Source organism: Companilactobacillus nantensis DSM 16982, assembly GCF_001435815.1.
Taxonomy (GTDB): Bacteria; Bacillota; Bacilli; order Lactobacillales; family Lactobacillaceae; genus Companilactobacillus; species Companilactobacillus nantensis.
Window position 1 is genome coordinate 1 of the sequence record NZ_AZFV01000007.1, and the last position, 19,243, is coordinate 19,243.

Here is a 19,243-nt window from a genome sequence, read left to right on the forward strand (position 1 = left end):
CTAACTTTTTGGGTAAACGTCACAGCGACTCTTTTTTAATTTTCGTAATAACGTTGTTTTTCTGCTTCCCAATACTTTTTATCTTCGTCATTGATTTTACGTAAAACACGACAAGGGTTACCAACAGCAATTACATTATCCGGAATATCTTTGGTAACGACAGCACCCGAACCAATTACGACATTACTACCAATTTTCACACCAGGATTGATTGCTACGTTAGCACCGACCCAAACATTATCGCCGATTGTCACCGGTTTACCGTACTCGAATGCCTCATTACGAATAACCGCGTCAATCGGGTGTCCAGCCGTATAAATGCCGACACGAGGTCCAAAGAATACGTTGTCACCAATCGTTACATTTGCGATATCTAAAATAATACATTCATAATTGGCATAGAAATTTTCACCAACAATCGTATTACAACCATAATCTGTATAAAATGGTGGTTCAAGATAAACACCTTTGCCACTCTTTTTAAACAAATTCTTGATGATACGTTGGCGTTCTTCCGGTTGATTCTCAGTTGTATGATTAAATTCTCGAACTAACTCCTTGGCTTTTTTAAAATCCTTACGTAATTCAGGGTCATGGGCGATATATAAATCCCCAGCTAACATTTTTTCTTTTTCAGTACGCATTAAAAAAATTCTCCCTATCTAAAGACTGGTTTACTGTTACGGTATTGAATATCCTCAACACCATCAAGCACATTGCTGTAACGTGCTGCCGCAAAGAAATAATCAGACAAACGGTTGATGAATTTCAAAACAAAATCATTGATCGGTTCTTCTTGCATTAAAGCAACAATTTCACGTTCAGCACGTCTGGTTACAGTTCGAGCCATATGCAAATTAGCAGCCGTTTTGGAACCACCTGGTAAAATAAATTTTTGAATCTTGGGTGTCTTTTCAGTATATTCGTCGATTTTCTTCTCCAGCCAATCAACTGAACCATTGTCATCTTTGAAAATAAATTCATGTTTCTTGTCTGTCGGTGAAACAGCTAAATCAGTACCACAGTCGAATAATAACTGTTGAATCTCCTCAAGTTCTTCCGTTAAGACAGCTGTTTTGTCAGATAAATTAGCAATCACGACCCCAACTAATGAATTTAATTCATCAATTGTTCCATAAGAATTAATTCTGGGGGCTGACTTATAAAGCACATCATTGCCGATTATTCTTGTCTTACCTTTATCACCAGTTCTGGTATAAATTTTCATTTTGAATACTCCTCATACAATATGTCTAGTTAAATCATGCTTTCAAAACGTAAATTCATGGTGTTATGCTATGCAGCTATGTATAATAATAGCATGTAAGCGTAGTCATGTGAATTTATGGAGGGAAGCTTATGCAAGATAGTTTAACATTACAATTGGTCGGTGAGTTCATCGGAACCCTAGTTTTAATTTTATTGGGTGACGGTGTTGTTGCTGCCGTTAGTTTAAAGAAATCAAAAGCCGAAGGTGCTGGCTGGATTGCCATTGCTTTAGGTTGGGGATTAGCTGTTACTTTAGGTATTTATTGTTCTGCCTTTTTAAGTCCCGCTCATTTGAATCCAGCCGTAACTGTCGGTATGGCGATTGCCGGGGTCTTCCCTTGGTCATCAGTCATCCCTTACATCATTGCTCAAACATTAGGAGCAATCGTGGGTGCCGTTATTGTCTGGCTCAATTATTATCCACATTGGCAGGAAACTGATGATTCAGCAGCCATTTTAGGCGTTTTTGCAACTGGACCTGCTATTAGAAATTATTTCTTCAACTTCTTAAGTGAATTTATTGGAACATTTGTCCTAGTCTTTGCCCTATTGGCATTTACTCGTGGTAAATTTACTTCCGGATTAAACCCAATGGTCGTTGGTCTCTTGATCACAGCTATCGGTTTTTCACTTGGTGGAACAACTGGTTATGCTATCAACCCGGCCCGGGACTTGGGACCAAGAATTGCGCACCAAATCTTACCAATCGCTAACAAAGGCAAGTCAGATTGGGCATATAGCTGGGTTCCAATCTTTGGACCTTTCGCTGGTGGTGCTGTTGCAGCACTCGCATATTTATTAATTCCTTAAGTATGCGGCTAAGACAGAATTATTATTACCCTTAACCATGTAACAAAACGTAACTTTTTTATCTAAAAAAAATGAAGGTAGCAATCCAAAAAACGGGTTGCTACCTTCATTTGTCTTAACACTCGAAAACTGACCTTGTTTTGTCCCACTCTCTAAATAATATCTTCTAATGTCCTAATCTCTTTAGATTTATTTTTTTTAATTTTTTATATTCTTTATAATCACTTTTACTTATACTGAATTTTTCACCAGTTGTCATATTTTTTACACGATATATTTTTGAAAACACAAAATAATCTAATGGAAAAGCCATTATTAGTAGCGCCCCTATTCCGATTGGTGCTAATAAAAAGCCAAATGTCAGTTCTAGTATCTGTCTTACATTTCCCATTCTAACAAGACGTGGCAATTGTCTGTGCTGATCTTGCAACTGTTTTATTGTCTCTGCTTGCAAAAGAGTATTAATAATAATCTCCTCCAGTGAAATATATTTTTCTTATTTTTATATCTACAAATAATTTTATCTCTTTAACTTCTGAATAAATCATATTTAGTTTTGTAATTATTGAACAATTTTATCCATCGCTTACCAACAAATAGCAACAACACGGCTGTAAATAATGCATGGACAAAATCAAAGTAAAAACTTGCCAAAACTGATGTCAAAATACTTTTGAACGTTATTGGATTAACGAAACCAATAATATAATAAATATCCATGATCCAACCTAAGACAAAACCACTGGCAAAGCCCCAGACAACCAATAACCACGTGGGAACATTCTTATTCATCATCAAGCCGGAAACTAAGCCTATCACACCTAAGCCAAACATTTGCCATGGCGTCCAGACTCCTTGTCCAAAATACATGTTTGATGTCAGAGCGATAATCGTTCCCATCAAGAAACCTGTCTCGGGACCACTAACGATTGCACCCATAATCAAAATAAATAGCTCTGGTTTGACTGCTGGCAACGCCGCAAAGATAATTCGACCAACGACAGCTAAAGCACAAATAATGGCAATAAAGACAATTTCACGCGAATTGTGTTGCGACTTTTCAAAACGCCAGAAGTAAATTCCTAATGTTAAAATTAAAAATCCAAATGAAAATAACAAATAATTTTTACTAGCAAAAACAACCATGAGCACTAAGATAGCAATTGCTAAAGTTAATAATGATACTGATTTACGATTCAAGATTTACAATATCCTTCCATGTTAAAGCTTGTGGAAAAATATCCCGCAAAGCTTTATTGATTTCGGTTGTATAAAAGAACTTATCACTAAAAAATACTGTTGACTCCGCAAAATCACTCAACTTACCGTCAAACATCATCGCGATTTGATCAAAATAACTGGCCGCAAAGATTAAATCATGACTCGTTGCCAAAATAGTCCCACCTTGTTTTTGAAATTGTTGCAACAGTTGTCCTAAAGCTAACCGTTTATTAGGATCGAGCCCCTTCGTTGGTTCATCTAAGAAGAGTATCTCTGGATTTTTGATAAATCCTAACGCTAAGGCTAAAAATTCCTGCTGACCACCACTTAAATCATAGGGACTTTGTTTTTCTAAACCCGTCAACGAAAATGTCTGTAAAACATCAGCTAGCTTTTGTGAACTTTGACTTTGTTGAATTTGAAAGGTTAATTCTTCCGCAACAGTATCCTTCATAAATAAACTGGCTGGATCCTGAGGTAAAACAAAAACTTTTCTATAAAAATCAGCCGTTAATTTTTGATCATGAAATTTTAACTGCCCTGATTGTTTCGTTAGTTGTTTCGTCAAGACCTTTAACAAGGTGGTTTTGCCCATACCATTGGGGCCAACAATACAATACGATTGGCCTTGATTTAATTCTAAACTGACATTATCAATAATTTGACGACCATTGAAGTCGAAACGAAAACCTAATTTTTTAGCTTTTAACAACACTTGGTTTTTAACTACCGATTTGCTGGGTTTAATAATTTTTAAATGGGTTGAATCAGCTCCAATCAATCGATTCAATGTTTGGTTATCCACTGGTAAGGTCGCATCAATCTTTAATTCTGAAACTAAACGATCATTTTGCGTCAAAAAATTACGATACCGTTCTGATTGGAACAGTTTTTGTAATCCAATCGCGATTGGTTCATCTAGAAGTAATCTTCCCTGCTCCATCACCACCAATCGCTTGGTAAACTTAACAGCATGTTCTAATTCATGTTCCACTAAAATAATGGTCATATTAAATTCGATATTAACTTTATGAACGAGCTGCAATAACTTTTCTGAAGCAATCGGGTCTAGTTGGGCGGTCGGTTCATCTAATAGCAAGACCTCTGGTTTTAAAATCAAGGCACTTGCCAAATTAACTAATTGTTTTTGCCCACCAGATAACTGCTCAACTGGCTGATCCAATAGCTCGATAATTCCTAAGAAACTAGCAATTTCCGTGATTCTTAGTTGAATTTCATTTGTTGAATAGCCATAATTATCCAAAACAAATTTCAATTCATCCCGAGGCGTCTCCATAATCATCTGATTATCAACGAATTGAGAAACATAGGCAAAATCATCAGTTTGTTTAATTAACTCTCCTGACAAAACCTTTCCAACAATTAGCTTAGGTAGCATTTGTTTTAAAAAGGTACTTTTTCCACTGCCAGTAGCACCAATCAACGTTACGAATTCACCCTTTTGAAGCGTAAAATTTACGTGATTTAACGATAATTTTTGGCTGTTATTGTATCGGAAGCTGTAATCTTTGAACTGTAAAATTTCCACCATAAGTAATTCATGCCTCCCATCAATAACGGTAATAAAATAAATAAACTATCAATAATTAAAATTACGGAAATCCCTTGGAACGAAATATTTAATTTAGATGAGCCAAAATTGATTTTACCTAAGCCTTGAATTGACATCACAGTATTAAAAACTACCGCAGCAACGGTTAATACGACCATTAACCAATCAATCCGTTTGAACTCAATTTGCCCCAACTTATGTTGACGTTGTTCATAACCTTTTAAAATCAACGTATCAGATACATTCATAAAGCTGGCAATTGATTTGTTCAAAACAATCTCATTTAGGGAAATTGTTTGCTTGATTCTTTCAAAAGTTTTACCACTGTTTGAAGGCTGTTTAACTCGAAACTTACTGACAGATTTTGTTTCAGTATAAATTTTAATAATTTGTGGAATAAATTTAACCGTTAAAATAAAAATAATTGCGATACTTTTAAATAAATGAGCTAACAACTCAAAGACTGTTTTAATTCGGATCAATGCATCGTATAAACTGAACGCCCAGAATAAATTAACAAACGAAGTTCCTAAAACAGCAGCATTTACCAAAGATTCTGACGTAATTGTTAGTAACGGCCATTTTAATAAAACATTGGTTCCGCGTTGATTTAAAAGTAAGTTAAACAAAACGGTCACTACAAAAATGATACTCGCAAATTTCAAATAGGTTCTCATTTTCTCATGTCGTGTTAAAATCACCATCACAATCAACGCAACATTCAGTCCTAATAAAACAAAAGGATTGTTGTAAAGGAGTGTAATCAAGATAACTGCAATCAAATAAACAAACATTGCGACACTATTAATATTTCTTTGAAAATTAACAATTAATTTGTTCATCTCACCACTCCTTTACTAGTCAATATTCTTATTCTAACTTACTGAGCAAAAAAATCTAATTGATTCACGTCGATTTTTCTCTGCTATAATAAAAACCGTTGTTTAAATATTGGGAGGAGAAATACAATGAAAAAAATTGCTACATTCTTAGCTTCCTTGTTAATGTTGATGGGAGTATTTGCTCCAGCTACTGCCACAACCGTTCAAGCTAGTTCAACTAAGAACATCAAAGTTACTTACACTTTGAAGAAGAACAAGAAACAAATTGCTAAAAAGACTCTTACACTTAAAAAAGGTGCAACTGTTACAACTGGTTTGAAAAAGGGCTGGAAAGTAACTGACAAGAAAGGTTTCATCTCAGAAATCGATGGCCACAAACAAAATAACAAGAAGAAAATTTACTGGACTTATACCGTTAACAAGAAACAAGTTAACGTTTCTGCTGACAAGAAAAAGTTAAAGAATAAAGATCACGTTGAATTTAAGTTATCTAAGTACAACGGATAGTTTTAATTAAATAGATCCACAATTAAACCTTCAGTTACAAAAAGAATACCTGTAAGAAGCTGACAAAAATAGTTTCTTATAGGTATTCTTTTTTGATACTTTAGATTATTCTACTTCCCCTTCGAAACCATAAAATTCCGAATAAACTTATATCTGCGACTATGACTAGCTGAGTAAAAATAACCAAAAATACTAAAGAAAATTGCACCGATTAAATTGACGAATAAATCTTTCATGGTATCAATCAATCCGACATCTAAATACCCACCTTTAACGACAATATTCTTATTATCCTTTGTGTGAATGACTGTATAGTCTATCTTCTTCACATGTTCAACGGTATTCGGTTTATCTGCCAACTCGACACTGTTAACTTTTTGGACAATACGGTCTTTTTGCATGTCGGTATTGAGCCATTGATCTGCTGTAAATTCGCCAAACTCCCACATGATTCCTATCGTCATGGAAAAGCAAAACGACGTTATAGCAATGAAAATTGGTGTTAAACGAATTGATGTCATCCCTTCATTTAACAAATAAATGGAAGAATAACCTACTCCTGCTGCTAAAAAACCATTCAAAGTATGAAGCCCAGTATCCCAAAATGGTAAGTGTCCATAGAAGTCGCTCAACTCGCCGAGAATGGTTGAACTGAAGATAAATGAGATGATTACAAACTCTAGAATATCAGGAATCATAATTTTGAATTTATTTTCAATAATGGCGGGAATTTCAAACAGTATCAACGTAAGTAATACGATAAGAATCTCATTGCCTTGTCCTAACCAAATTTGACTACCTAACATAATCAAAGCTATCAAACGGTACAAAACATAAATGGCTTTAACAAATTTGCTGGCATCATTTGTAGAATGTGTTAACCATTTGACTATAATCATGCTCTCACCCCGTCATTATTTATCTTAATTATAATAATAGACTCGCTTATCCTAATTAACTAGTCAAAAAATGCTCTTAACCACCAGAATATTCTGGTAATTAAGAGCATTTTCTTCTATTTAATTTTTAAACTCTTCAAATTATCCTCAATCGTAGTCAATGGCGAATCAACTTCGGCCAAAGTGGCTGCTGTATAAGCCCCTTCAACTAACGCAACGTCATACTTATGAATCGTTCTGTCAATCATTTCAAGCAACATTTCCAAATTCATCTTCGAACTACCAAGGTCATAAAATGCTAAAATCTCGTCACCTTTATTATCATCAACTGCTTGTTGGATTTTCTCAAGTGATGAACCAATACCACCATCCTCAGTTCCACCAGCAATCGTAATTGATAAATTAGGAGCAGCTTGAGCAATCAAATCTTTGACACCCTTAGCGATATTGGCTGAATGTGAAACGATTAAAATTCCATACTTCATAGATTTATTCTCCTAAAACTTCGATTAATGATTCAAATAAGTAAGCACTTGATTGTGCACCAGGATCAATATGTCCTTTAGATTTTTCTTCCAAATAACTAGCACGTCCCTTAGTGGCAACCAATCCCTTAACATTTTCCAAAGCTGCATCAATTACACTTTGATCAAATTTATCAGCTTTCAAAGCGTCACTAACTGGTTGCCAAACATCAATCATTGTCTTCATACCGGTGTCTGACTCACCACGACGCTTAAGTCCATCAGTTCCAATTTGAATCAGGTCGCTCAATTCCAAGTCGTCATTTTTAACAGCTTTTGACATATCCAAAAAGGCCGTTCCATACAAAGGTCCAGAAGCTCCACCGACTTTTTGAATCATCGCAAAGGCAGTCGTCTTATACAAATCAGCTAAAGTTTCAGGTTCTTTCTTTTCCAAAGCAGCTGTAACAGCTTCAGCACCACGTTTCATGTTGGTTCCGTGATCACCATCACCAATAGCAGTGTCCAACTCATTCAAAATGGTTTGATTACTCTCTAATTTTTCAACAAATAATGTAATCCATTTTTTAGCATCAACTAATTCTAATTTCATAAAATTTTCCTCTCTACCAAGCGATTGTTGTAACTGGTTCTTTCAAATATTTAATCCAGTCAGCGTCAGCCTTCATAATTGTCAAAGAAATACCTTGCATATCAAGTGAAGTTACTAAATTACCAACTTTACTGAAGGAGACTTTAACCTTTTTAGCAGCTAATTCATTCAAAACATCGTTAGCAAAAATATATTGTTCCATCAAAGGAGTACCACCCATACCGTTAACAAGAATGGCAAAGTCACCACTTTGGTCAGAAAATTCTTTCAAAATCTTTTCAATCAACTCATTAGCTAATTCTTTAGCTGGACGAATCTTTTCCACAGCATAGCCACGTTCATTATGAATTCCGATACCATATTCAATTTCATCGTCACCTAATTCAAACCCAGGGTGGCCGACAGCAGGAACAGTTGCCGCATGTAAAGCAATTCCAATAGTCTTAATATTATCGATCACCTTTTGACCAAGTGTTGCTAAATCGGCTAAATTCATACCTGAACGAGCTGCAGCACCAACAATTTTTTCAACTAAAGCTGTCCCGGCAACTCCACGTTTACCTTGAGTGAATTCACTATTTTTAACCGAAATATCATCATCAACGACAATTGTTTTAATTTCAATATCATCAGCTTCAGCCATTTCTTTGGCCATATCAAAGTTCATGACATCACCAGAATAATTCTTCACAATCAACAAGACACCTTGGCCTTGGTCAACTGCAGTGATTGCCTCATAAATTTGGTCCGGAGTAGGAGATGTGAAAACTTCCCCAGCAACAGCGGCACTAAGCATTCCGTCACCAACATAACCAGCGTGCAATGGCTCGTGACCACTACCACCACCGGAAACAATTCCGACTTGCTTGTTTTCTTTGAACTTTGGATCATTTCTAACAACAGCAGTTGTCCCATCAATCTGCTTTACTAGATCCGCATTCGTTCTCACGAGACCAGAAATCATTTCTGGCACGATATCCTCAACGTTATTAATAATCTTTTTCATTCCTTATTGCCCTCCTTGTAAGCGATTACTTCTATATTATATACCATTAAAGTTATTGTTTAAATTTATAAAGGTGGCCGCCTCCAGGAGCAAGAGATTTTGGGCAGCGGTGGGGACCGACGAAAGCCAAGGTCTTTCGTCTCGATTTTGAGCCTTGCACAAACCGCAAGTCTCAAAACTCTTGCTCCTTCCGGCTAAGTTAACTCGTTGTTTTATCGTAATAAAATAAAAAAATCCCTTTCTAGAGTTAAATGAAATTCATTGATTTCACTTATCCTCTAAAAAGAGATTACGTATAAATAATTAAGCCAAACTTGCTTTTGGCAAAATGTTAATAATATAAAGCAAGATAACAAATACTACGAACAATCCGTACATAATTGGATTGATTTCTTTTCTCTTACCTGCTGCTAGCATTGTGATTGGATAAACTAAGAATCCAAAGGCAATACCGTATGAAATGTTATAAGTTAATGGCATACCAACGATTGTTAAGAATGCTGGTAGCGCAATTTCAAATCTATCCCATTGAATACCTTTCATTGATTGAGCCATTAAAGTCCCAACAATGATTAAAACTGGTGCGGTAACGTTACTTGTTACAACTGTCAATAATGGTGAGAAAAACATTGATAGTGCAAACAAAACGCCAACTGTGATGGATGTTAAACCAGTTCTACCACCCACGGCAATACCGGCTGATGATTCAACGTAAGCTGTTGGTGGTGTTGTTCCAAAGACAGCTCCACTGACCATTGAAATTGAATCGGCCATCAACGCGTGACCAATTCTTGGCATCTTACCGTCTTTATCTTGCATGATATCGACTTGCTCTGCCAAACCGATTAAAGTACCGGCTGTATCAAAGAATGCAACTAATAAGAAGATGATCACAACTGCCCAAAGCTGTGGTTCTCTAATGTCCCCAATATGTGCGACACCAACACCAAAGGTTGGCTTCAAACTAGGAATAGCTGACACAATATGTGATGGTGCTGGAATCAATTTTGTTACCAAACCAACAATTGTTGTGAAAACCATTCCGATAAAAATAGCACCTGGAATCTTACGAGCCATCAAGATAGCTGTAACTAATAATCCAGTAATTGTTAACCAAGTTGTTGGATTTGCGAATGAACCGATAGCAACAAGTGATGACTTACTTGCTGTGATCAAGCCCCCGCCCTGCAAACCAACAAAGGCAATAAAAATACCTAAACCAGCAGCAACTGCCAGTTTCAAATCTTTTGGAATCGCATTGATAACGACTTCACGAATTTTCATTAATGATAGCACTAAGAAAATCAAACTGGCTACGAAAACACCAGCCATCGCTGTTTGCCAAGGAATACCCATGGCTATAACAACTGAGTAACTGAAAAAGGCGTTATCACCTAATCCTGGAGCAATTGCAATTGGGTAATTAGCTAAAATACCCATCAACACTGAACCAACTACGGCAGTCAAAGCTGTAGCTGTGAACAATGAACCTTTGTTCATCCCTGAGTCTCCCAAAACTTGCGGATTAACAAATAAAATGTAAGCCATTGAAACAAATGTCGTTAAACCGGCTAAGATTTCACGCTTTACATTTGTTTGAGCTTCTTCTAGATGGAATAAACGTTCCATAAAACTTAAATTCCCTCTATTATCTAATGAATTCACTATAAACGCCCCTTAGAAAATATAATCTCTTTTTTGAACTTATATAGTATTGCAAATAATTCGGATTTTTACAAGTGTTTTAGAAACATTTATATGTTTTAATATAAAAATAGTTCGTGTTTTGCTATAATTTTATTAATTTAAACAGCTAATCAGGTACATAAAGACTCATGAAGATAGTTAAAGTTCGTGTTTTACTTTATTGCAGCAATTTATTTTTATGAAACATTCATTCTTGAATTTTCTGAAAAATTTTACAATTCTCATCAGTTCTATTTAGAATTGAGCATTAAAACATATCAAAAAGGCTACGTACTGCACAAAAAGGCTCAAATACACTTAAACGTCTCCCATTGTATTTGAACCTTTATATTATTCAGATTTAATAAACACTCTCACGCATTGAAACTGGCCAATCTTTAATTGAATGATGTTGATCAAACTTCTTCAAACTTTCCAATTCCTCATCAGTTAACTTGAAACCAAAAATATCTAAGTTGGACTGCAAATGAGCTTCGTTATTTGACTTAGGAATCACAACGATTTTTTGTTGCGTCATCGCGCGTAATAATATTTGCGCACCACTAACATTGTATTTCTGAGCTAATTCCACAATTTCAGGTTGTTGCATCATTTCTTTGGCATATTGTTCACCTAATGGAGCCCAAGCTTCGTGAACAATCTCGTTTTCAGTCAAGAATGGTGCAATCTTATTTTGTTGCCAATACAAATGAGTTTCGATTTGGTCAATCGTTGGTTTCACATCATTACTATCCAAAATTGCTTGAATTTGGGTAGGATTAAAATTACTTAGACCAATTGCTTTAATCTTCCCTTCTTTATATGCGTCTGACAAAGCACGATAAGTTTCTAAACTGTTTTGCGTTGGCCAATGAATTATCATCAGATCAACATAATCCAATTGCAATTTTCTTAACGATTCATCGATACCTTTAGCTGTTTCGTTATAGCCATCAGTTTGAGTCTTGGTTGTAATAAATAAATCATTACGTGCCAGACCACTGTTCTTAATTGCGGCACCTACACCGGCCTCATTTCCGTAAACTTGTGCTGTATCAATACTGCGATAACCGGTTTTAAGTGCTCTAGCAACACTTGCTTCAGTTAATGCAGGTGGTGTTTGAAAAGTTCCAAAACCAATTACGGGCATTTTTACGCCATTATTTAAAGTTACATTTTCCATTTATAAATTCCTCCGCTTTTAAAGCATTATTTATCAGTAAACAAGGTGATTCTTTGACGAATATATAATCCCTTTTCAAGAATATCTAGCATCCCTATTGCATAATCTGCATAACTAATATAGTTTTTTCTATCATCATTAGCGTGATATTCTTCTCCGCCAACTTGATAATCTCCAGTTCTAATACCTTCTGGATCATAGTTGAATGCTGGTGTCACATAAGTCCAACGAATATCAGAATAAGAACGTAAGCGATTCAGACTTTCAGCCAGTACATCGGCCAAAGGCAGCCAATCTTTTGGATAATCTGAACGATCTTTCAACATTTTTGTATGATTTGAGTTTATGAATAACGTTCCAGCACCTCCAACTTTAAGATAGCGAATGCCAGTACCTTTCAAGATATTAGCAAGGTGGGAAATACCATCGGTATGAACGTAAAACGTTTCTGGTGTCCAAGCACTGATTGCATCTATTACGGAATCAACGTCTTTTAAATCATCTACTGTCAAATCCATAATATCCTTAATCAATAATTGCTCAACACCCAAATCGACTTCTTCATGATTCCTGTGAGCAATCGCCATAATTTCGTGACCTCTACTTTGAGCTTCTTTAATTACAGACCTTCCAGTTTTTCCAAAAGCCCCAATAACAGCTATTTTCATTTATTCTTCTCCTTAAAATTCAATCTGTGATATTACAAAATTATCTGTTTGAAAGACTTCACCCGCAGTTGCACTAATTTGTTGATGAGCTTCACTATTTATGAAACGTTCAAATTCAGTTCTATTTTCAACATCAACAATCATGCTCACAGTGTCATTCGAACCTAATAAGCCTAAAGCACGACCAACCGTTATATGTCTTATCTCTGGTACTTGTTCTTTTAAATTGCGTATATTTTGAATAATTTTTTCTATTTCAATATCTGAAACATTTGGTTTAATTGTCGCAATAAATATATGTCTAATCATTTTGTTTCACCATATCCTAAAAATAATTTTTAATTTCAGTGGCTAGTTTAAGCGAAATTTCCACTAATTTAAAATGCTTATTTTAGATGGATAGTTATGCAAATATCGCATGAATATTTTTTTGTGTTAAACTCTGTTCATACAAACTAACTTATAGAATTGGTGAAAAAAATGGATATTCGAGTTTTAAACTATTTCTTAATTACCGCACGTGAAGAGAATATTACTAAGGCGGCTTCTCTACTACATCTAACTCAACCAACTTTATCACGACAGCTAAAGGGACTGGAAACAGAATTAAATGTGGAATTATTTAAGCGAAGTAATCACAGTATTTATCTCACCCAAGAAGGGCTTTTATTTCGTCAGAGGGCTCAAGACATCATAAATATTTTTGAACATACTCGTGATGAATTACAATCCACTGAAGAATTAGCGGGAACTATTGAAATCGGCTGTAGTGAACTACACAGTATGGCCGAACTAGCGAATTTAATAGACAAATTTCAAGAGCTGCATCATAAAGTGAAATTCAATTTAAGAAGTGGTAATAATGATGATATTAAAGGTTGGATTGAACAAGGAGTTTTAGACATGGGACTTTTAATCGAACCAGTTGATATAGGTAAATACGATTTCGTTCATATGGATAGCAAAGAGGAATGGGGTATTCTAGCTCACAAGGAATCCAAATTTGCTAATTATGATGCAATTCGTCCTGGAGATTTGGTTGGAACTAAGGTAATTACAATTTCAGATCGCGTAGTTCAAAATGAACTTGGTAATTGGTCAGGAAAATATGCTGTTCAAATGCAGAATAAAGCACGATACAACTTACTTTACAGTGCCGCCATGTTGGCTCAACAAAATCATGGGGTGGTAATTTGTTTGAAAACAAGTCAACATTTCGACGATTTAAAATATATACCATTAGAACCAAAATTAGAATTAAGTTCGGTTTTAGCTTGGCGCGGACAACAGCCACATTCAGAAGTGACAAAGTCCTTTATTGATTTCGTTCGAGAAATAAAGTTATGAAAGAGTCCCAAAAATAGTTGAGAAAAAAGACTAGATATTTTTGTACAGGCATATCCTGAAAAAATATCTAGTCTTTTTTAATATAAATATAATGGTTTCAATTCGCAGTTTAAAGAAATGCACATATTGAATAACTACTGAGTTGAAATAGGCATTTAACATGTCAATAATTAGCATCTAAACTAAAGTTATCGATTAGCCAAACAGCAATGCGAGTCGACGAACCTTTATTTTTACAACTCGAGGTGAAATATGTGAATAAAAACGAACTACAAATTAAATATCAAATCAGTCAACAAATTTTAGATGATTTTGATACTTGGCGACTGAACCATCGTAATACTAGAAACAATGTTTACTCTGAAAATGATTTACCAATTATACAAACAATTACTCAACTACATATTATTGGTTTCAATCATTTTGAAATTGAAGAATACCTAAATTTCAATCAAAAAAATGACCAACTAATAAGTAAGAAATTGCAACTTCTGAATAAAAAAAGAAATGAAAGATTAACAACAATTCATAACTTTGAAAAACAAATAGCTTCCATCGACTATTTAAAATTTCAAATAACAAAAGGAGAACTTTAATTATGGAATACGTAACTTTGAATAACGGTATTAAAATGCCAAAACTAGGATTAGGAATTTTTCGTGTCAATGATTTGGACGAAGCTGAAGAAGCTGTTTATCAAGCGATTAAACTTGGCTATCGCTTAATCGATACTGCGGCAGCTTACGGGAATGAACAAGCCGTGGGTCGGGCAATTAAAAGAAGTAATGTTGATTGTTCAGAATTATTTATTACTTCAAAATTATGGTTGACCGATAATTCCTATGGGGGTGCTAAAGTTGGACTAGAACGTTCCCTAAATAATTTAGGATTAGATTACCTTGACTTATATTTGATTCACCAACCAGTAAGTGATTATTACGGTGCTTGGCGTTATCTTAGTGAAGCCTACAAGGCAGGTAAAATTCGAGCTGTGGGTGTTGATAATTTCACCCAACAAAAATTAGTTGACTTAATCAACTTTACAGACGTCCGCCCTGCAATCAACATGATAGAAACAAACGTCTTTAATCAACGTGAAGAAGATCAACAAGCAATGATTGACTACAACGTTCAAATGGAAGCTTGGGCACCATTTGCTTCAGGTAGTAACAATGTCTTTGACCTACCACTCTTAAATAAAATTGCTCAAAAACATGGAAAATCAAGCGCTCAAATTATCCTTCGGTGGTTATTACAAAGAAACATCGTGGCTATCCCTAAGACAGTTCATATAAGTCGTTTGAAAGAAAACTTAGAAATTTTCGACTTCGAATTAAGCAATCAAGAAATGAATCAAATTAAATCTTTAAATACTGGTAACGGATTTAATCTTCCAGAAGACGCTCAAGGATTCCAAAATATGCTAGATATGTCAAAACAATTTTCAGTAGAATAAAGGAAAAGGTAAAAATAATGGATAAAACTTCAACATACACACTAAATAACGGATACAATGTTCCAGTCGTTGGATTTGGAACAATTATTCCAGACGGAGAACAAACGGTCTCAGCTGTAAAAGACGCTATCAAAAGTGGTTATCGTCTAATTGACACGGCCGAAATTTACGGAAACGAGGTCAGTGTTGGCCAAGGTATTCGTGAAGCTATGGTCGAAAACAATCTTAAACGTGAAGACATCTTGGTCAGTACTAAAGCTTGGCATTCTCATCGTGGCTATGAAAAAACTACAGTTGCCTTTAATGAATCATTACAAAAGCTTGGATTAGATTATGTTGACATTTATTTAATCCACTGGCCTGCTAACGCCAAATGGCATGATGACTGGCGTGAATTAAACGCTGACACTTGGAGAGCATTAGAAGACCTATACAAGGTTGGTAAAATTAAAGCCATTGGCGTTTCAAACTTTTTAGCACATCACTTAAAAGCATTGATTGAAGATAGTGAAATCAAACCAATGATTAATCAAATCGAATATCATCCAGGATTTGCTCAAACCGAAGCCGCTGAGTACGCTCAATCTCAAAACATTCAAGTCGAAGCTTGGAGTCCCTTTGGAGGTCCTGGTAGCAATGTTTTAAAAGATGCTACAGTTAACGAAATTGCTAAAAAATATGGAAAACAGCCTTCACAGGTCATCCTTCACTGGCTAATTCAAAAAAATATTATTCCATTAACTAAATCAACAAGTATTAATCACATGCGAGATAATCTCGACGATTTTGATTTTGAATTAACAGGTTCTGAAATGAATGCAATTGACAAATCACCATATAGTGGCGGATTCCAATTTGATCCCGATACAGCTAAATCATAAAAAAAAGAGGTTCCTCTCATACATGAGAAGAACCTCTTTTTTTATCTACTTGTAACAGCTGATTTCTCAGAAATCTTAATGGTTCCATCAACTAAATCAGCTTTCAAATTTTTAACATCAATATGATCAAGATAGAATTCAGCAACTTTATCACGAATTTGTTGTTCAATCACACGACGTAATGGTCTTGCACCCATGGCTTCATCGTAACCTTCATCAATCAACCACTCTTTAGCCTCTGGTGTTACTTCCAAAGTAATACCCTTCTTAGCTAAATTACGGTTAACATCATTCAACATTAGTTCAACGATTTGATTCAAGTCGTCCTTAGATAGATGAGTAAATTCAACTATACCATTGAATCTGTTCAAAAATTCAGGACTAAAGTATGGTGCTAATTTATCCATCAACTTCTCATCTTTACTACCATGACTGAAACCAGCATTTGAAGTAGCGATGATAATCGTATTCTTGAAGTCAACGACGTTACCTTGACCATCCGTCAAACGTCCATCATCCATTACTTGAAGCAATAAGGTCAACACTTGCGGGTTAGCCTTTTCAATTTCATCAAGTAAAACAATTGAATAAGGATTACGACGAACTTTTTCAGTTAGCGTATTGCCGTTATCTTCATAGCCAACGTAACCAGCTGAAGTACCAATCAACTTCGAGACAGCGGTCAAATCAGAATATTCACTCATATCCAAACGAATGATTGAATTCTTTGAACCAAACATATCTTGAGCTAATTGTTTAACTAATTCCGTCTTACCAACACCAGTTGGACCAACGAATAAGAAACTACCTATTGGACGATTGCCTTCGTCAAAGCCAGCCCGGTTCCGACGAATAGCCCGAACAACCATGTCAACAGCCTCATTTTGACCAATGACCTTGCCCTTCAATCGCTTGCCCATACTCTTAAGTCTTTCAATATCGCTAGCACCCATTTGTGAAACAGGAACGCCAGTTAGTCTTTGGACTGATGCGGCAATATCATTGATTGTAGCGACTGGCTCATCAGTTGTCGTGTCGTCTTTATTCAATTTATTCTGAATAGTTTCAATTTGTTGTTTCAAACTAGCAGCTTTTTCGTAATCTTCCTTAGCAGCGGCTTTAGCTTTATCTTTTTCAGCTTGTTTCAAATCCTTTTCCAAACTGACTTTATCAGTTACCGGATTCTTAGCAGCTAAATGAGCGGCCGTCATATCGATTAAATCAATTGCCTTATCTGGCAATGATCTTTGCGGAATATATTGAACTGAATAGTCAACCGCAGCTTTCAAAACATCATCAGGTAATTCAACGTGATGGTGATTTTCATAAGCTTTACGTAGCCCTTTCAAAATAGCTAAGGTAGCTTCTTTACTTGGTTCATTGATTGTAACATCATTGAATCTTCTAGCTAAAGCGGCATCTTTCATAATCGTGTTACGATACTCATCTTGTGTTGTAGCACCGATAATGGAAATTTCACCACGGCTCAAAGCAGGTTTGATAATATCGGCTAAACCTTTACTACCAGAATCTGAACCAGATGAACCGGCACCAATAATTTGATGGATTTCATCGAAGAATAATACGACATTGCCTGCTTTTTTAACTTCTTTAAGCAAGTTTTGAATATTTTCTTCAAAGGAACCACGATACTGCGTTCCAGCTTCAAGTGATGATAAATCAATCGAAATAATCTGTTTATCCTTAATTGCTTCAGGTACGTTACCTTTAACGATTGCTTGTGCTAAACCTTCAACAACTGCAGTCTTACCAACACCAGCATCACCTACTAGGATAGGATTGTTCTTCGTTCTCCGACTTAAAACTTCAGCCGTTTCTTGAATCTCTTTATCACGTCCGATAACTGGATCAAGTAGGCCATCTTTTGCCTCTTGAGTTAAGTTACGTCCGAGCTTCTCTAAAATCGTGCCATTTTTTTGTTTATTATTATCGCTGACCGGAATATTTTGACCAGCAGTTCTAGCTTCTTGATATTTTGCTAATTCTTCAGGAGTCAATTTCTTGCCGTTCACATAATACTTAGCTTGTGAACCACCGTTTTGTTGACTCATTAATCTGTTAAAAATTTCGTCCATATTGTTGTTAAATGGATCTTCATCCCAAAATGATCTTGCCATATAAAGACCTCCTCACTTTAGATAATGCAACTCCAATTCACGCAGAACTCTCCACATTTCGATATCCTGCGCTTTGGCAATTGCCTCTATATCGCGCAAATTGATAGATGTGGCGGAAGATTGTTTTTTGTTGAAAGATTTATGAAGCGTCGTATAACCATACCCGCTTTTCTTTGCAATAATGTAAATCGTTAATCCGTTATCTTGTAAGTATGATTTAATATCTATTCGCATCTTTCTCCAACCTCCACAATTACAGTATAGCACAAATGTGATATAGTACAAGTGTGAAGTGCCACAAATGTGACATATATTTAAAAAATGTTCTAAATTACTTATGTATCAACAATTTGTTAAAATAAAAGTGATAGCTAAAAGTTAATTTTTTTAAACTGCCGTTTCCGGAGCTGGGGGGAATCAACCTGCTATTTTATCTGTTATATTTGAACATCTAACAGACTTAAATGAATCAGAACTAAGGGTATTAACTGTAAAAATAATAATTATCATTTAATCCAAACTTATAAATACCTTAGTCTTCGAGTGTAAGCGACAAAGACAGCAGTTACAGTCATGTTAGGACTTTAGTCCTTACATGACAGGACGTATTTTGAGACTTGCGGTTTATGCAAGGCTCAAAATCGAGCCTGGAGACCTTGGCTCCAGGCGGTCCCACAGCA

22 protein-coding genes are annotated in these 19,243 nt (G+C 35.6%); 6 read left to right on the forward strand and 16 right to left on the reverse strand.

Translation table 11 applies throughout. From position 1 onward, the window contains the following. Positions 1 to 35: 35 nt before the first annotated feature. On the reverse strand, positions 36 to 644 hold the full coding sequence (locus FD31_RS04040; protein WP_057891485.1) for a sugar O-acetyltransferase: 609 nt from the start codon (positions 642 to 644) through the stop codon (positions 36 to 38). A 14-nt stretch (positions 645 to 658) separates the two neighbouring features. Next, positions 659 to 1,228, reverse strand: a complete 570-nt coding sequence (locus tag FD31_RS04045) for a cob(I)yrinic acid a,c-diamide adenosyltransferase (protein WP_057891486.1) — start codon at positions 1,226 to 1,228, stop codon at positions 659 to 661. Between the two features lie 131 nt (positions 1,229 to 1,359). Between FD31_RS04045 and FD31_RS04050 the strand changes: the two genes are divergently transcribed. Continuing rightward, on the forward strand, positions 1,360 to 2,079 hold the full coding sequence (locus FD31_RS04050) for an MIP/aquaporin family protein (protein ID WP_057891487.1): 720 nt from the start codon (positions 1,360 to 1,362) through the stop codon (positions 2,077 to 2,079). A gap of 166 nt (positions 2,080 to 2,245) precedes the next feature. On the opposite strand, the gene FD31_RS04055 is transcribed toward FD31_RS04050, so the two are convergent. From FD31_RS04055 to FD31_RS04070, 4 genes are all read right to left on the reverse strand, one after another. Further along, entirely contained in the window at positions 2,246 to 2,509 is a 264-nt protein-coding gene (locus FD31_RS04055) for a hypothetical protein (protein ID WP_147007284.1), read from the reverse strand. 98 nt (positions 2,510 to 2,607) lie between these two features. Then, positions 2,608 to 3,279: an ECF transporter S component gene (locus tag FD31_RS04060; protein ID WP_057891489.1), complete on the reverse strand. Its 672-nt coding sequence runs from the start codon at positions 3,277 to 3,279 to the stop codon at positions 2,608 to 2,610. Then, a complete protein-coding gene (locus FD31_RS04065) occupies positions 3,269 to 4,852 on the reverse strand; it encodes an ABC transporter ATP-binding protein (RefSeq protein ID WP_057891490.1) in 1,584 nt (527 codons plus the stop codon). Before FD31_RS04065 ends, FD31_RS04060 begins: the two co-directional genes overlap by 11 nt. Beyond that, positions 4,786 to 5,715: an energy-coupling factor transporter transmembrane component T gene (locus FD31_RS04070; RefSeq protein ID WP_057891491.1), complete on the reverse strand. Its 930-nt coding sequence runs from the start codon at positions 5,713 to 5,715 to the stop codon at positions 4,786 to 4,788. Before FD31_RS04070 ends, FD31_RS04065 begins: the two co-directional genes overlap by 67 nt. 126 nt (positions 5,716 to 5,841) lie before the next feature. On the opposite strand from FD31_RS04070, the gene FD31_RS04075 reads away from it, so the two are divergent. Next, positions 5,842 to 6,222: a DUF4430 domain-containing protein gene (locus FD31_RS04075; protein ID WP_057891492.1), complete on the forward strand. Its 381-nt coding sequence runs from the start codon at positions 5,842 to 5,844 to the stop codon at positions 6,220 to 6,222. A 110-nt stretch (positions 6,223 to 6,332) separates the two neighbouring features. Here the strand turns inward: FD31_RS04075 and FD31_RS04080 are convergent, their stop codons facing one another. The 8 genes from FD31_RS04080 to FD31_RS04115 form a co-directional block, all read right to left on the reverse strand. Next, on the reverse strand, positions 6,333 to 7,121 hold the full coding sequence (locus FD31_RS04080; protein ID WP_057891493.1) for a DUF2238 domain-containing protein: 789 nt from the start codon (positions 7,119 to 7,121) through the stop codon (positions 6,333 to 6,335). Positions 7,122 to 7,237: 116 nt separating this feature from the next. Next, the gene (dhaM, locus tag FD31_RS04085) at positions 7,238 to 7,606 is read right to left on the reverse strand and encodes a dihydroxyacetone kinase phosphoryl donor subunit DhaM (protein ID WP_057891494.1); all 369 of its coding nucleotides are present in this window, start codon (positions 7,604 to 7,606) and stop codon (positions 7,238 to 7,240) included. A gap of 4 nt (positions 7,607 to 7,610) precedes the next feature. Next, complete coding sequence (gene dhaL, locus FD31_RS04090; protein ID WP_057891495.1) at positions 7,611 to 8,198, reverse strand: dihydroxyacetone kinase subunit DhaL; 588 nt, start codon at positions 8,196 to 8,198, stop codon at positions 7,611 to 7,613. Between the two features lie 13 nt (positions 8,199 to 8,211). Further along, positions 8,212 to 9,204 (reverse strand): dihydroxyacetone kinase subunit DhaK, encoded by a 993-nt coding sequence (gene dhaK / locus FD31_RS04095; protein WP_057891496.1) that lies wholly within the window; start codon positions 9,202 to 9,204, stop codon positions 8,212 to 8,214. Between the two features lie 303 nt (positions 9,205 to 9,507). Continuing rightward, complete coding sequence (locus tag FD31_RS04100; protein ID WP_057891497.1) at positions 9,508 to 10,833, reverse strand: NCS2 family permease; 1,326 nt, start codon at positions 10,831 to 10,833, stop codon at positions 9,508 to 9,510. 418 nt (positions 10,834 to 11,251) lie between these two features. Next, positions 11,252 to 12,073, reverse strand: coding sequence for an aldo/keto reductase (locus FD31_RS04105; protein ID WP_057891498.1), 822 nt, complete (start codon positions 12,071 to 12,073; stop codon positions 11,252 to 11,254). 26 nt (positions 12,074 to 12,099) lie between these two features. Continuing rightward, on the reverse strand, positions 12,100 to 12,741 hold the full coding sequence (locus FD31_RS04110; RefSeq protein ID WP_057891499.1) for an NAD(P)-dependent oxidoreductase: 642 nt from the start codon (positions 12,739 to 12,741) through the stop codon (positions 12,100 to 12,102). Between the two features lie 12 nt (positions 12,742 to 12,753). Next, positions 12,754 to 13,050 (reverse strand): Dabb family protein, encoded by a 297-nt coding sequence (locus FD31_RS04115; RefSeq protein WP_057891500.1) that lies wholly within the window; start codon positions 13,048 to 13,050, stop codon positions 12,754 to 12,756. A gap of 171 nt (positions 13,051 to 13,221) precedes the next feature. On the opposite strand from FD31_RS04115, the gene FD31_RS04120 reads away from it, so the two are divergent. From FD31_RS04120 to FD31_RS04135, 4 genes are all read left to right on the forward strand, one after another. Then, on the forward strand, positions 13,222 to 14,088 hold the full coding sequence (locus FD31_RS04120) for a LysR family transcriptional regulator (RefSeq protein ID WP_057891501.1): 867 nt from the start codon (positions 13,222 to 13,224) through the stop codon (positions 14,086 to 14,088). Between the two features lie 254 nt (positions 14,089 to 14,342). Next, the gene (locus tag FD31_RS04125) at positions 14,343 to 14,684 is read left to right on the forward strand and encodes a hypothetical protein (RefSeq protein ID WP_057891502.1); all 342 of its coding nucleotides are present in this window, start codon (positions 14,343 to 14,345) and stop codon (positions 14,682 to 14,684) included. A gap of 2 nt (positions 14,685 to 14,686) precedes the next feature. Beyond that, positions 14,687 to 15,544 carry an aldo/keto reductase gene (locus FD31_RS04130; protein ID WP_057891503.1) on the forward strand — a complete coding sequence of 286 codons (858 nt, stop codon included), beginning with the start codon at positions 14,687 to 14,689 and terminating at the stop codon, positions 15,542 to 15,544. 17 nt (positions 15,545 to 15,561) lie between these two features. Beyond that, complete coding sequence (locus FD31_RS04135; protein WP_057891504.1) at positions 15,562 to 16,425, forward strand: aldo/keto reductase; 864 nt, start codon at positions 15,562 to 15,564, stop codon at positions 16,423 to 16,425. Between the two features lie 41 nt (positions 16,426 to 16,466). On the opposite strand, the gene FD31_RS04140 is transcribed toward FD31_RS04135, so the two are convergent. Beyond that, positions 16,467 to 18,563, reverse strand: a complete 2,097-nt coding sequence (locus FD31_RS04140) for an AAA family ATPase (protein WP_057891505.1) — start codon at positions 18,561 to 18,563, stop codon at positions 16,467 to 16,469. 12 nt (positions 18,564 to 18,575) lie between these two features. Next, on the reverse strand, positions 18,576 to 18,797 hold the full coding sequence (locus tag FD31_RS04145) for a hypothetical protein (RefSeq protein ID WP_057891506.1): 222 nt from the start codon (positions 18,795 to 18,797) through the stop codon (positions 18,576 to 18,578). Positions 18,798 to 19,243 lie beyond the last annotated feature (446 nt).

What these genes read in the sequence shown, in the direction of transcription:
- FD31_RS04110 (WP_057891499.1), bottom strand. Translation starts at nt 12,741, where the DNA reads ATGAAAATAGCTGTTATTGGGGCTTTTGGAAAAACTGGAAGGTCTGTA.
- FD31_RS04075 (WP_057891492.1), top strand. Translation starts at nt 5,842, where the DNA reads ATGAAAAAAATTGCTACATTCTTAGCTTCCTTGTTAATGTTGATGGGA.
- FD31_RS04120 (WP_057891501.1), top strand. Translation starts at nt 13,222, where the DNA reads ATGGATATTCGAGTTTTAAACTATTTCTTAATTACCGCACGTGAAGAG.
- dhaL (WP_057891495.1), bottom strand. Translation starts at nt 8,198, where the DNA reads ATGAAATTAGAATTAGTTGATGCTAAAAAATGGATTACATTATTTGTT.
- dhaM (WP_057891494.1), bottom strand. Translation starts at nt 7,606, where the DNA reads ATGAAGTATGGAATTTTAATCGTTTCACATTCAGCCAATATCGCTAAG.
- FD31_RS04040 (WP_057891485.1), bottom strand. Translation starts at nt 644, where the DNA reads ATGCGTACTGAAAAAGAAAAAATGTTAGCTGGGGATTTATATATCGCC.
- FD31_RS04070 (WP_057891491.1), bottom strand. Translation starts at nt 5,715, where the DNA reads ATGAACAAATTAATTGTTAATTTTCAAAGAAATATTAATAGTGTCGCA.
- FD31_RS04065 (WP_057891490.1), bottom strand. Translation starts at nt 4,852, where the DNA reads ATGGTGGAAATTTTACAGTTCAAAGATTACAGCTTCCGATACAATAAC.
- FD31_RS04140 (WP_057891505.1), bottom strand. Translation starts at nt 18,563, where the DNA reads ATGGCAAGATCATTTTGGGATGAAGATCCATTTAACAACAATATGGAC.
- dhaK (WP_057891496.1), bottom strand. Translation starts at nt 9,204, where the DNA reads ATGAAAAAGATTATTAATAACGTTGAGGATATCGTGCCAGAAATGATT.
- FD31_RS04050 (WP_057891487.1), top strand. Translation starts at nt 1,360, where the DNA reads ATGCAAGATAGTTTAACATTACAATTGGTCGGTGAGTTCATCGGAACC.
- FD31_RS04080 (WP_057891493.1), bottom strand. Translation starts at nt 7,121, where the DNA reads ATGATTATAGTCAAATGGTTAACACATTCTACAAATGATGCCAGCAAA.
- FD31_RS04130 (WP_057891503.1), top strand. Translation starts at nt 14,687, where the DNA reads ATGGAATACGTAACTTTGAATAACGGTATTAAAATGCCAAAACTAGGA.
- FD31_RS04045 (WP_057891486.1), bottom strand. Translation starts at nt 1,228, where the DNA reads ATGAAAATTTATACCAGAACTGGTGATAAAGGTAAGACAAGAATAATC.
- FD31_RS04105 (WP_057891498.1), bottom strand. Translation starts at nt 12,073, where the DNA reads ATGGAAAATGTAACTTTAAATAATGGCGTAAAAATGCCCGTAATTGGT.
- FD31_RS04115 (WP_057891500.1), bottom strand. Translation starts at nt 13,050, where the DNA reads ATGATTAGACATATATTTATTGCGACAATTAAACCAAATGTTTCAGAT.
- FD31_RS04135 (WP_057891504.1), top strand. Translation starts at nt 15,562, where the DNA reads ATGGATAAAACTTCAACATACACACTAAATAACGGATACAATGTTCCA.
- FD31_RS04145 (WP_057891506.1), bottom strand. Translation starts at nt 18,797, where the DNA reads ATGCGAATAGATATTAAATCATACTTACAAGATAACGGATTAACGATT.
- FD31_RS04100 (WP_057891497.1), bottom strand. Translation starts at nt 10,833, where the DNA reads ATGGAACGTTTATTCCATCTAGAAGAAGCTCAAACAAATGTAAAGCGT.